At 68.6% G+C, this 12196-nt stretch carries 13 protein-coding genes; 4 read left to right on the plus strand and 9 right to left on the minus strand.

The window, feature by feature from the left end; translation table 11 throughout:
- Nucleotides 1-10 precede the first annotated feature (10 nt).
- Nucleotides 11-2179 carry a primosomal protein N' gene (locus tag ABD719_RS06455; RefSeq protein WP_344692531.1) on the minus strand — a complete coding sequence of 723 codons (2169 nt, stop codon included), beginning with the start codon at nt 2177-2179 and terminating at the stop codon, nt 11-13.
- A 74-nt stretch (nt 2180-2253) separates the two neighbouring features.
- On the opposite strand from ABD719_RS06455, the gene ABD719_RS06460 reads away from it, so the two are divergent.
- Nucleotides 2254-3144 carry a tyrosine recombinase XerC gene (locus ABD719_RS06460; RefSeq protein WP_344692532.1) on the plus strand — a complete coding sequence of 297 codons (891 nt, stop codon included), beginning with the start codon at nt 2254-2256 and terminating at the stop codon, nt 3142-3144.
- Between the two features lies 1 nt (nt 3145).
- Here the strand turns inward: ABD719_RS06460 and ABD719_RS06465 are convergent, their stop codons facing one another.
- The 3 genes from ABD719_RS06465 to ABD719_RS06475 all read right to left on the minus strand — a co-directional run bounded on the left by ABD719_RS06465 (nt 3146) and on the right by ABD719_RS06475 (nt 5184).
- On the minus strand, nt 3146-3748 hold the full coding sequence (locus ABD719_RS06465) for a DedA family protein (protein WP_344692533.1): 603 nt from the start codon (nt 3746-3748) through the stop codon (nt 3146-3148).
- Between the two features lie 7 nt (nt 3749-3755).
- Nucleotides 3756-4727 carry a glutathione synthase gene (gene gshB / locus ABD719_RS06470; protein WP_344692534.1) on the minus strand — a complete coding sequence of 324 codons (972 nt, stop codon included), beginning with the start codon at nt 4725-4727 and terminating at the stop codon, nt 3756-3758.
- A 76-nt stretch (nt 4728-4803) separates the two neighbouring features.
- The gene (locus ABD719_RS06475; protein WP_344692535.1) at nt 4804-5184 is read right to left on the minus strand and encodes a YraN family protein; all 381 of its coding nucleotides are present in this window, start codon (nt 5182-5184) and stop codon (nt 4804-4806) included.
- A 132-nt stretch (nt 5185-5316) separates the two neighbouring features.
- Between ABD719_RS06475 and ABD719_RS06480 the strand changes: the two genes are divergently transcribed.
- Nucleotides 5317-5820, plus strand: coding sequence for a hypothetical protein (locus ABD719_RS06480; RefSeq protein ID WP_344692536.1), 504 nt, complete (start codon nt 5317-5319; stop codon nt 5818-5820).
- Nucleotides 5821-5863: 43 nt separating this feature from the next.
- On the plus strand, nt 5864-6208 hold the full coding sequence (locus ABD719_RS06485) for a hypothetical protein (protein ID WP_344692537.1): 345 nt from the start codon (nt 5864-5866) through the stop codon (nt 6206-6208).
- A gap of 3 nt (nt 6209-6211) precedes the next feature.
- Here ABD719_RS06485 and rsmI read toward each other — a convergent pair whose 3' ends face one another.
- Nucleotides 6212-7078, minus strand: a complete 867-nt coding sequence (gene rsmI, locus ABD719_RS06490; protein WP_344692538.1) for a 16S rRNA (cytidine(1402)-2'-O)-methyltransferase — start codon at nt 7076-7078, stop codon at nt 6212-6214.
- Between rsmI and ABD719_RS06495 the strand changes: the two genes are divergently transcribed.
- On the plus strand, nt 7077-8279 hold the full coding sequence (locus tag ABD719_RS06495; RefSeq protein ID WP_344692539.1) for a penicillin-binding protein activator: 1203 nt from the start codon (nt 7077-7079) through the stop codon (nt 8277-8279). The genes rsmI and ABD719_RS06495 overlap by 2 nt on opposite strands.
- A gap of 28 nt (nt 8280-8307) precedes the next feature.
- Here ABD719_RS06495 and trhO read toward each other — a convergent pair whose 3' ends face one another.
- The 4 genes from trhO to hrcA all read right to left on the minus strand — a co-directional run bounded on the left by trhO (nt 8308) and on the right by hrcA (nt 12174).
- A complete protein-coding gene (gene trhO / locus ABD719_RS06500; protein ID WP_344692540.1) occupies nt 8308-9237 on the minus strand; it encodes an oxygen-dependent tRNA uridine(34) hydroxylase TrhO in 930 nt (309 codons plus the stop codon).
- Nucleotides 9234-10457, minus strand: a complete 1224-nt coding sequence (locus ABD719_RS06505; protein WP_344692541.1) for a threonine synthase — start codon at nt 10455-10457, stop codon at nt 9234-9236. The genes trhO and ABD719_RS06505 overlap by 4 nt, the downstream gene beginning before the upstream one ends.
- A 94-nt stretch (nt 10458-10551) precedes the next feature.
- On the minus strand, nt 10552-11106 hold the full coding sequence (gene grpE / locus ABD719_RS06510) for a nucleotide exchange factor GrpE (RefSeq protein WP_344692542.1): 555 nt from the start codon (nt 11104-11106) through the stop codon (nt 10552-10554).
- Between the two features lie 15 nt (nt 11107-11121).
- A complete protein-coding gene (gene hrcA / locus ABD719_RS06515) occupies nt 11122-12174 on the minus strand; it encodes a heat-inducible transcriptional repressor HrcA (protein ID WP_192126096.1) in 1053 nt (350 codons plus the stop codon).
- Between the last annotated feature and the right edge of the window lie 22 nt (nt 12175-12196).

Here is a 12196-nt window from a genome sequence, read left to right on the forward strand (position 1 = left end):
ACTTTCCGCGTCACAGGAAGCTGTAGGGATCGACGTCCACCGTCACCCGCGCCTTGCTGGGCCACGTCAGCGCGCCCAGCCATTCGCGGATCACGTCCTGCACGTCCAGCGCGCGGCGGGCGTGGACGAGCAGGCGGTAACGGTGTCGCCCGCGCAGCATCGCCAGCGGCGCGGGGGCGGGGCCGTACACCGCCATCCCCTCTACCTTCGGGGCGGAGCGACCGACCAGCAGCGCGGTTTCGTGTGCGCAGGACTGCTCCTCCGAACTGACCACGATCGCGGCATATCGCCCGAACGGCGGCGCCCCGGCATCGCGGCGTGCCTCGGTCTCGGCCTCGTAGAAGGCATCGCCGTCGCCGGTCACCAGCGCCTGCATCACCTGCGCCTTCGGACTGTGCGTCTGGATGAAGACGCGGCCGGGCTTGGCGCCGCGCCCGGCGCGGCCCGATACCTGTCTGATCTGCTGGAAGGTCCGCTCCGCTGCGCGCAGATCGCCGCCCTCCAGCCCCAGATCGGCATCGACCACCCCGACCAGCGTCAGGTTGGGAAAATGATACCCCTTGGTGACGAGCTGCGTGCCGACGACGATGTCGATATCGCCCGCCTCCATCCGCCCGACGAACTCCGCCGCCTTGGCCGGCGACCAGATCGTGTCGGACGTGACCACGGCGGTCTTCGCCTCCGGGAACAGCAGCGCTACCTCGTCCGCGATTCGCTCGACGCCGGGGCCGCAGGCGACGAGCGAATCCTCCGCCTTGCATTCCGGGCAGACCTTGGGCGTCGGCATCACATGCCCGCAATGGTGGCAGGCCAGCCGCCGGGTCAGCCGGTGTTCGACCATCCACGCGGTGCAGTTGGGGCACTGGAACCGGTGCCCGCACGACCGGCACAAGGTCAGCGGCGCATAGCCGCGTCGGTTGAGGAACAGCAGCGATTGTTCGCGCTTCGCCAGCGTCTCCGTCATCGCCTCGACCAGCCGGGGGCTCAGCCAGCGGCCGCGTTCGGGCGGTTCGTGGATCAGGTCGATCGCGGCGATCGCCGGCATCTCCGCCGCGCCGAACCGCTTCGGCAGTTTCAGTTCGGCATAGCGGCCCAGCGCCACTTGCTGGCGCGTCTCGATCGCCGGCGTCGCGCTGGCGAGGATCACCGGGCATTCCTCGAACTTGCCGCGCATCACCGCCACGTCGCGCGCGTGGTAGTGGACGCCCTCTTCCTGCTTGAAGCTGGTCTCGTGCGCCTCGTCGACCACGATCAGCCCCAGATTGCGGTAGGGCAGGAACAGCGCCGATCGCGCGCCCACCGTCACCAGCGCCTCACCGCTGGCGATCGCCCGCCATGCCCGGCGGCGCTGGGTGGACCGCAGGCCGGAATGCCACGCCACCGGCTCGCAGCCGAACCGGTCGTGGAAGCGTTTCAGGAACGGCTCGGTCAGCGCGATCTCGGGCAGCAGCACGATCGTCTGCCGGCCCTGCCGGATCGCTGCCGCCACCGCCTCGAAATACACCTCGGTCTTGCCCGATCCGGTGACGCCGTCGAGCAGCGTCGGCTCGAACCGGTGCGCGGTCACGCCGGCGGCCAGCGTGTCGGCGGCGGCATGCTGTTCGTCGGACAGGGTCGGCGCGCCGTGGCCGGGATCGGGGACGGGATAGGGGCTGTCGATGTCGACCGTCACCGCCTCCAGCACGCCGGTCTTGACCAGACCGCGGATCACCGCGTCCGACACGTCGGCGATCCCCGCGAGTTCGCGGATCAGCCCCTGCCGGTCGCCGATCCGCTCCAGCGCCTGTTCGCGCTGCGGGGTCAGGCGCGCCGGCAACTCGCCGGTCGCGCGATATTCGGTGACGGTGCGCGCACCCTCCAGCGCGGAGGTGGAGGCAAGGCACATGCGCAGCACCGCGGCGGGCGGTGCGAGGTAATAGCCGGCGGTCCATTCCACCAGCCGGCGCAGCGCCGGGCGCAGCGGCGGCACATCGGCCACCGCCAGCAGGGGGCGCAGCCGGTTGTCGCCCACCTCCGCGTCCGACGGCATCCGCTCCGCCTCCCACGCCACGCCCAGCAACTGGCGGGGGCCGAGCGGGGCGACCACGATCGACCCCGGCTCCACCGTCATGCCATGCGGCACGCGGTAGTCGAGGGGGCCGAGGGCGGCATTGAGGAGGAGGACACGGGCGCGCGACATGCCGGCTGCATATGGGGGCAAGCGCTCGCGAGGTGAAGCGTGGTGTCGCGGGCGATGCGGTGGCATGACGGGGCATGGCCGCTCTGCCCCATCCCCTTGCCGCCGACTGGGCGGCGCATCTGGCGCGCGATCGACGGCGTTCGGCGCATACGGTGCGCGCCTATCACGCGACGGCGGATCGGCTGCTGGCGTTCCTGACCGGGCATTGGGGAGGGGATGTCGACGCCACGCGACTGGCGGGAATCGAGGCGGCCGACCTGCGCGCGTATCTGGCCCACCGGCGCGGGGCGGGGCTGGGCAATGCGTCGGCCGCGCGCGAATTGTCGGCGGTGCGGGGGTTTCTGGCATGGGCGGGGACCGCCGCGCCCCGGCTGCGTGGCCCACGCGTGGCGAAGGGCATCCCCCGGCCGGTCGCGCCGGCCGACGTGATCGCGCTGGCGGAGGAAGTGGCGGACGAGGCACGGGAGCCGTGGATCGCCGCCCGCGACTGGGCGGTGCTGTTGCTGCTTTATGGGGGTGGCCTGCGGATCGGCGAGGCGATCGCGCTGACCGGCGGGGCGCTGCCGCTGGGCGAGACGCTGACCGTCACCGGCAAGCGCGCGAAGACGCGGATCGTGCCGCTGTTGCCGCAGGTGCGGACGGCGATCGAGGAATATGTCCGCCTGTGCCCCTGGCCGATGGGGCGGGACGAGGCGCTGTTCCGGGGGTTCCGGGGCGGGCCGCTGGCGCCGGCGATCATCCGCCGTTCGGTGCGTGGCGCCCGCGGGCGGCTGGGCCTGAACGAGCGGACCACGCCGCACGCGCTGCGCCACAGCTTCGCGACGCATTTGCTGGGGCGCGGTGCCGACCTGCGCGCGCTGCAGCAGCTATTGGGCCATGCCAGCCTGAGTTCGACGCAGGTCTATACCGCGGTCGATGCCGCGCACCTGCTCGACGTCTATCGCCACGCGCATCCGCGGGCATGATCTATCCGGCGCGGGGCCGCCAGGTGACGACACGGTAGATATAGAACACCACGATCGCGACCGTCAGCGCGATCGCCAGCGGCCCGACATAGCGGTCCAGTTCCTGAAACCGCCGGTCCAGGTACAGGCCGGCCGCCGCGAGGATCGTGTTCCAGATCGCCGATCCGCCCGCCGTCGCGATCAGGAACCGCCAGCGCGGCATCCGCGCCATGCCGGCGGGTAGCGACACCATCGTCCGGAACGTCGGCATGAAGCGGAACACGAACACCACCCAGCCGCCGCGATCGTGGAAGAAACGGGTGATGCGCTCGACATCCTCCCACTCCACCGTCAGCCACCGGCCCCAGCGGTCGACGAAGGGACGCAACCCCTGATAGCCGAACCGTCGCCCGATCCAGTACCAGACATAATTGCCCGCGACCGTGCCCAGCGTCCCCGCCGCGACCAGCCAGCCGAACTGCATCTGCCCGCGTGCGACCGCCATGCCGCCCAGGCCCATGATGACCTCCGACGGGATCGGTGGCACGATGTTTTCCAGCGCCATCAGCAGGATGATGCCGAAATAGCCGCCCCAGGCGATCCAATCGAGGATGAACTGCGTCATGGCGCGCTCAACGCGCGCCGACGGCCTTTCGTTCGGCGACCCTGCGTTCGATCGCATCCCAGATCAGCCCGGCGACATCGGTACCGTCGAACCGCTCGATCGCGACGATGCCGGTGGGGGAGGTGACGTTGATCTCGGTCAGCCATTCGCCCCCGATCACATCGATCCCCACGAAGATCAGGCCGCGCCGCTTCAGCTCCGGCCCCAGCGCGGCGCAGATCTCGCGCTCCCGCTCGGTCAATTCGGTCTTCTCCGCCGAACCGCCGACCGCGAGATTCGACCGGATTTCGCCTTCGCCCGGCAACCGGTTGATCGCGCCGACGACCTCACCATCGACCAGTACGATGCGCTTGTCGCCCTTCGCCACGGCGGGCAGGAAGGCCTGCACCATATGCGGCTCGCGCCATGTCTGGTTGAACACCTCGATCAGGGCGGACAAGTTGGCGGCATCCGCCTCCACCTTGAAGATCGCCTTGCCGCCATTGCCGTGCAGCGGCTTGATGACGATGGCGCCGTGTTCCGCCAGGAAGGCGCGCGCCTCGTCCAGCGAACGGGTGATGAGGGTGGGCGGCATGAACCGCGCATAATCAAGTACGAACACCTTTTCTGGCGCGTTGCGCACGCTGGCGGGATCGTTGACCACCAGCGTGCGATCCGCGATCCGTTCCAGCAGGTGTGTGGCGGTGATGTAGCCCAGGTCGAAGGGCGGGTCCTGTCGCATCAGTACCACATCCGCCTGTTCGCCGAGGTCGAGGCCGACCGGATCGTCGAACCGGAAGTGATCGCCCGCGACGCGCTGCACCGTCACCGGATGCGCCTTCGCCCACAGCCGGTCACCCGACCAGTTCAGATCCTCTGCGGCGTAATGGAACAGGCGATGGCCACGGGCCTGCGCGGCCAGCATCAAAGCGAAGCTGCTGTCCCCCGCGATGTTGATGCCGGCGAGCGGGTCCATCTGGACGGCGACGGAAAGGGACATGGGCGACCTTCGCTGGGTAATGGAAGCCGGCAGGTAGGGTGCGGCGGGGGGATTGTCACCCGCCACGCCACCCGTATCAGGGCATCCACGCATTCTCGATATGCCGGGGGCGGGTGCCGGGGGCGAGCAGGATTACGTCGACGCGGATGTCGTCGCCCGGCCCGGCATAGCGGGGCATCAACACCTCCGCCGCGGAAGCGACGCGGGCGAGACGGCGTTCGTCGATCGCATGGTCCAGTTCGGCAGCGGTACGGCGGGCCTTCACCTCTACAAAGGCGACCAGATTGCCCTTGCGCGCGACCAGATCGACCTCACCGGCGGGCGTGCGCACCCGGCGATCGAGGATGCGCCAGCCCTTCAACCGCAGCCACCACCCGGCCAGCCGCTCACCCCGCCGGCCCGCGGCCTCGGCGAGGCGGCGGGTGTCTGCGGAGCGAGTGGACGGGGGGCGGGGCATCGCATTCCTGTTGCGTGAATGATTGACGAACGAAATGATGCTGCAGCGATCGGCTGTATTCATGATACCGTCATGAAATGTCGGGTCTTGTTATGTCGATCCGTATCCCGAATGTCATAAGGGAGATAACAGATGATCCAGATCAATATTGGCGATCATCGGCCCATCGATCCGCGTTGGCAACCTATGCCACGAGCCGAACGGGCCGTACTCGACTGGGCGCGTCATCGCGCCCGCTGGATAGCGCGCAACCTGTCGAGCGCGGACGCCTATTTCAAACGACTGCCATTCCAAAAGACGTTGACCGCGTTGGTCGCCGACTCATCCTTGTGGCTCAGCTATGAAGACAATCCCGGTCGCTATGGTGCGACCAGCATTCGCAATTTCAGGGATATCGTCATTTCCTCCCATGCGTTCGACAAGGGGCGTTGGGTGGTGCTGGCGACCCTGATCCATGAGCTCGCCCATGTCGGTGGTGCACCCGGGTTCAACGATTCGGCGGAACAGGCAGTGCTCGCTTGCGGCTTGGGGCGTCGGGACGAGCTGATCCGGGGCCGGGACGACCCAAAGACCCCTTATGAACCGGGAATTTTTGGCATGAGCCTGAAGCCGGATCGGGAGACGGCGGTTGTCTGATCGGCGTCGAACCGGAATAAAGCTGGCCGTCGCGGCCATCATCATGACGGCATCCACGACGGCGGATGCCTGCCGATGCGTGTCGCGGAGCGTGCAGGCACGCGCCAAAACGGCGGATGCGATCGTCATCGCCGATGTCGCCGGGTTCGACGATCGTCGCCCAACCGATCGGACGTTCAAGGTGCGGGTCGTGAAGAGCTGGAAGGCGCGGCTGTCCGGGCCGCTCACGATCCTGAGCGAGGCGACGACCTGCCAGGCCGATCTCCGGCGTGGCACCCGGTATCTGATCTACCTCAAGCGCACGGCCGGCGGTTACCGGACCGATGCGTGCGCCGGCAACCTGCCCGCCGCGCAGGCCAAAGCTGCGATCGCGGCGATCGGTCGATAACGGTCAGTTTTTCATCGCCAAAGCCCGCGCATACAGCGTCTTGCGATCCAGCCCGAGCGCCTTGGCCACCTCGCTCGCCGCCTGTCCGGCGGGCAGGCGGGTAAGGGCTTCGGCCAGTGCGGTGTCGCCGTCCTCGACACTGGCTGGCGGCGCATCGCCGGGGGGGGCGACGACGATCACGATCTCACCACGCGGGGGCGCATCGGCATAGCGGGCGGCCAGGGTAGCGAGGGTACCGGTGACCGCCTCCTCGAATTTCTTGGTGATCTCCCGTGTCACTGCCGCCTCGCGGTCGCCGAGGACGGTGGCGAGGGTGGCGAGGCAGGCGGCAAGGCGTGGTCCCGATTCGTAGAGGACCAGCGTGGCGCGCACCGCCGCCACTTCCGCGATCGCATCCGCCCTCGCCTTTTCCTTGGGCGGCAGGAAACCCAGGAACAGGAAGCGGTCGGTCGGCAGGCCGGCCAGCGTCAGCGCCGCCACCGCCGCGCAGGGGCCGGGGATCGTCACGACCAGATGGCCCGCCGCGCGCGCATCGCGGACCAGCTTGAAACCGGGATCGGAGATCAGCGGCGTGCCCGCGTCCGACACCAGCGCCACCGCCTCCGTCGCCATCCGCGCGATCAGGCTGGGGCGGACGCCTTCGGCATTATGGTCGTGATAGGGAATCATCGGCCGCTTCACACCGATATGGCGTAACAGCCCGGCGGTGACGCGGCTGTCCTCCACCGCCACTACATCGGCACGCGCCAGTACATCGGCGGCGCGCGGAGAAAGGTCACCGAGATTGCCGATTGGCGTCGCGACGATGTAGAGTCCGGGATCAAGACCGGGACCGGTTGGGATTTCGGGAGAAGACATGGGGATCGTCATGGCAGAGGCCGCCATCTTACCGCAACGTGGATCGACGCGTCATCCATCCGCGCGTCGCTGGATCGTGCTGGCCGCGGCCTGCGTGCTGTCCGCCTGTTCGACGGTGCTGCCGCGCGGGGTGGAGCCGCCGCGACCCACGGTCACCCGGCCAGCCGCACCGGTCGCGCCGCCGGTGGTGGAGGCTGGCATCCCTCGTGACGTCGCGCGCAACCGTGTCGCGCTGCTCGTGCCGCTGTCCGGTGGCAATGCGGGGGTAGGCCGATCGATCGCCAATGCGACGATGCTGGCGTTGCTCGATACCCAGAACCAGTCGGTGCGGATCACCAACTACGACACCGCGCCCGGTGCCGCCGTCGCCGCACAGCGTGCGATCGCCGAGGGTGCGCAACTGATCCTGGGGCCGCTGCTTGCCGAGGATGTGCGCGCGGTGGCGCCCATTGCCAAGGCGGCCGGGGTGCCCGTGCTCAGCTTCTCCAACGATACCGGTGTCGCGGGCAACGGGGCCTATCTGATGGGTTATGTGCCGGCGCAGTCGGTGGAGCGGGTGGTGGAATATGCCCGTTCGCGCGGGGTGACGAGCTTTGCCGGGCTGGTGCCCAACGGTCTGTACGGCGAACGCGCGTCCACCGCGTTCCTGCGGGCGGTCGAAGGAGCAGGGGGGCAGGTCGTCTCGCTCCAGCCCTATGCCCGCGGCACGGTGACGGGCGCGGTGCAGCGTCTGGCGGCAAAGGCGCCCTATGATGCCGTGCTGATAGCTGACGCCGCCGGTACCGCCGCCGCCGCCGCGCCGCTGGTGAAGCGGGGCAGCGGTGCCGCCACGCGGATCCTTGGTACCGAATTGTGGAACTCGGACGGGGGAACCGCGCGACCGGCACTGGCGGGCGCCTGGTTCGCCAGCGTGTCGAACACCCTGTACCGGCAATATGCCGTCAAATACCGCACCCGCTTCGGCACCGCGCCCTACCGGTTGTCGAGCCTGGGTTATGATGCGGTGTTGCTGACGGTGCGGATCGCACGCGACTGGCGGGTCGGTTCGTCGTTTCCCGAAGGGAAGCTGCGCGATGCGGATGGTTTTTCCGGGATCGACGGCGCTTTTCGCTTCGGCCGCGACGGCGTCGCCGAACGCGCGCTGGAGGTGCAGGAGGTGCGTGGAAACGCCAATGCGGTCGTGTCGCCGGCGCCTGCGGGCTTCGGCAAATAACGACCGGTTCCGCTCCTTCCCTCTCCGGTCAGGCGGGGAGGGAAGGGTCGGCTCGCTTGCCGACATGCTTCTCGCCGCGCGCTTCGGCAAGTTTGACCTGCCGGTGCCGCTCTGCGTAGCCGGCCTGCCGCGCCGCATCACGCGATCCGTGGCAACCGGGGCATGACACGCCCTCGACGAACAGGGGGGAGGTCCGGTCGGTGGCGCTGACCGGCATCCGGCAGCCACGGCACAGGGCATGCGTTCCTGCTGCCAGACCTTGCCCCACCGCCACGCGCTCGTCGAACACGAAGCATTCGCCCTGCCAGCGGCTGTCGGCGGCGGGCATCTCCTCCAGATAGCGCAGGATGCCGCCGTCGAGGTGGAACACGTCGTCCACGCCCTCGCGCTTCAGATAGGCGGTCGCCTTTTCGCAGCGGATGCCGCCGGTGCAGAACATCGCGACGCGCTTGCCCGCCAGATCGTCGCGATGCGCCGCGACCCAGGCAGGGAAATCGCGGAAACTGGCGGTGGCGGGGTCGACGGCGCCTGCGAAACTGCCGATCGCGACCTCGTAATCGTTGCGCGTGTCGATCACCACCGTGTCGGGATCGTCGACCAGCGCGTTCCAGTCGGCGGGGGCGACATAGGTGCCGACATCGCCCAGCGGATCGATATCGGGGACCCCCATCGTCACGATCTCACGTTTCACGCGCACCTTGAGGCGATGAAAGGGTATCGTCGCCGTCTCGGCAAACTTGGGGGCGAGATCAGCACAGCCGGGCAGGGCGCGGATCGCCGCCAGCATCGTATCGATGCCAGCATCGCTGCCCGCGATCGTGCCGTTGATGCCCTCGCCCGCGATCAGCAACGTACCCCGGATGCCCGCCGCTTGCGCCACCGCCTCGAGATGCGTCCGGATCGCCGCCGGATCGGCGAACCGGGCAAAGCGGTACAGGGCCGCGATCCGGATCGTCATAGCGCGTCGAAATCAATCGGTGCGTGTCGATCCAGCGTCTGCGGGGAGGGCGGCATCGGGTATTTCAGCCCGGTCGCGCAGTTGAACAGCACGACGCGCTCATCCTCGTCCACCTCGCCGGTACGCAGCGCCTCGCGATACGCCGCCAGCGTCGCGCCGCCTTCCGGACACAGCAGCAGGCCATCGCGCCGCGCACAATCCTCCACCGCCTTCAGGATCGCGGGATCGCCGACTCCCAGTGCCTTGCCGCCGCTTTCCCGTACCGCGCGCAGGATCAGGAAGTCGCCTACCGCGCGCGGCACGCGGATGCCCATCGCGATGGTATGCGCATCCTCCCAGCGTTCGGCATGTTCCTCACCCGCTTCGAACGCGCGGACGATCGGAGCGCAGCCCGATGCCTGCACCGCATACATGCGCGGACGTTTCGAGCTGATCCAGCCAAGTTTCTCCAGTTCGTCGAATGCCTTCCACATTCCGATCAGGCCGGTGCCGCCACCGGTCGGATAGAAGATCGCATCGGGCAGATCCCAGCCGAACTGCGCGGCCAGTTCCAGCCCCATCGTCTTCTTGCCCTCGATCCGGTACGGCTCCTTCAAGGTCGAGAAGTCGAACCAGCGGCCTTCGGTCGCACCCTTGCCGACGATCGCGCCACAATCGTCGATCAGGCCGTTGACCCGCCACACGCGCGCGCCCTGCATGGCGATCTCGCGCACGTTGATTTCGGGCGTATCCTCCGGGCAGAAGACGATCGTCTCGATCCCGCAGCGGCTGGCATAGGCGGCAAGCGCGGCACCGGCATTGCCGTTGGTCGGCATCGCGATCCGGGTGACGCCCAGTTCCTTCGCCATCGCCACCGCCATCACCAGACCGCGCGCCTTGAAGCTGCCGGTCGGCAGTCGCCCTTCGTCCTTGACCAGCACATTGGCGCCGCCGCTGACCGGGATCGGCACCATTGGGGTCTCGATCTCGCCAAGGCTGACGATATCGCGGGTGTGCCGCACCGGCAGCAATTCGCGCCACCGCCACAGGTCGGTCGGCCGCGTCGACAGGGCGTCACGCGACAGCGCCGCACCGACGGCATCGAGGTCGTAGCGCACCAGCAACGGCCGCCCGACGCGCGACAGGCCGTGCAGCATATCGGCGTCATAGCGTTCGCCCGTCATCGAACATTCGAGATGGGTGACGAAGCTGGGGCGATCGGCGGTGAGATTGTCGTTCATGGCCAACTCCTTGCCGCCGGCTTCGCGCGAAGTCGAGACGGGCGTCGCCACTGGATCGGCTCCCCGCCCGCTATAGAAGGGGAGCCGGTTCCAGTCAGTCCGGCTTCCTTGCCACTGCGACCAGCGCGGGCCGCAGCAGCCGGTCCTTGATCATGTAACCGGCCTGCATCTCCTGCACGACCGTGCCCGGTTCCGCATCGCTGGGCATCTCCATCATCGCCTGATGCTTGTTGGGATCGAGCGTCGCGCCCATCGCCTCGATCCGGGTGATACCGTGGCGGGCCAGTACGTTGTCGAGTTCGCGTCCCGTCGCGTCCAGTCCGATGACGAGACCCTTGAACCGGTCGTCCTCGCGCGCATCGGCGGGGATCGCCATCAGGCCGCGGCTCAGATTGTCGGCGACCGACAGGATATCGCGGGCGAAGCTGGTCGCGGCATAGGCGCGTGCATCGGCGGCATCCTTTTCGGCGCGGCGGCGGACGTTCTGGATATCGGCCTGTGCATAGAGCGTGGCCTGTTTCGCCTCGGCCAACTGGCTTTCCAGTTCGGCGATGCGCGCCTGCGCGGTGTCGTGTTCGGCCACTTCGGGCGCGGCCTCCGCCGTTTCCTCACGCAGCGTGTCGGTGCCGGTATCGTTCTCGTCGATCATCGATTCTTCCTGTTATCAACCCATCAGGCGGGCAAGCGTCGCCGCGGTGAAATCCACCATGGGCACGACCCGCGCGTAGTTCAACCGCGTCGGCCCGATCACGCCGACCACCCCGATCACCTGACCGCCCGGTCCGCGGAACGGCCGCGCGATCACCGACGATCCCGACAGCGCGAACAACTTGTTCTCCGCGCCGATGAAAATCCGGGTCGCCTCGCCCGCACTGGCCGAGTCGAGCAGGCTGGCGATCTCCTGCTTGCCGTCGAGATCGTCGAGCAGGTCGCGCACCCGGTCCAGATCGGCGGTGGCGGCGTCGTCGATCAACCGGCCCTGTCCCCGCACGATCAGGACCGGGCGGCGATCGCCGTCCTCGCTCCACACCGCCAGCCCGCGTTCGACCAGCGCGCGCGCCGCGCCGTCCAGCGCCGCGCGGCGATCGGTCAGTTCGCGCTCCAGCCGCGCCCGCGCCTCCGCCAGCGTCAGGCCGGTCAGCGTCGCGGACATGAAGTTACCCGCCTCGACCAGCGCCGATCCGGTCAGGCCGGGTGGCAGATCGAGCACGCGGTTCTCCACCGTGCCGTCTTCCGCCACCAGCACCGCCAGCGCCTGCACCGGCGATAGGGGCACGAAGCCGATCGACCGCAGCGTCAGCTCGCGCTTGGGCACCAGCACCAGCCCCGCGCACGCCGACAGGCCGGACAGCGCGGCGGTGGTGGCAGCCAGCGCCTCCTCCACCGGGCCGCCGCGACCAGCGTTGCGGCCGATCTGTGCCTCGATCTGCGCGCGCTCGTCCGCGCTGGGTTCGGTCGCCTGCATCATGCCGTCGACGAACAGACGCAGGCCACGTTCGGTCGGCCGGCGGCCGGCGGAGGTATGCGGGGATTCGAGCAGCCCCAGCGATTCCAGCTCACCCATCACGTGCCGGATCGAGGCGGGCGACAGGTTGAGCCCGGAGGCGAGCGCGATCGTCTTCGACCCTACCGGCACGCCGGACATGATATAGCCGTCCACCACCGCGCGAAAAATCTCGCGCGCCCGGTCGGTCAGTTCGGCGACGGGTGGTCCCATTCCCATGATCTAGGCTGGCGTG

This window comes from Sphingomonas cynarae, assembly GCF_039537815.1.
Classification (GTDB): Bacteria; Pseudomonadota; Alphaproteobacteria; order Sphingomonadales; family Sphingomonadaceae; genus Sphingomonas; species Sphingomonas cynarae.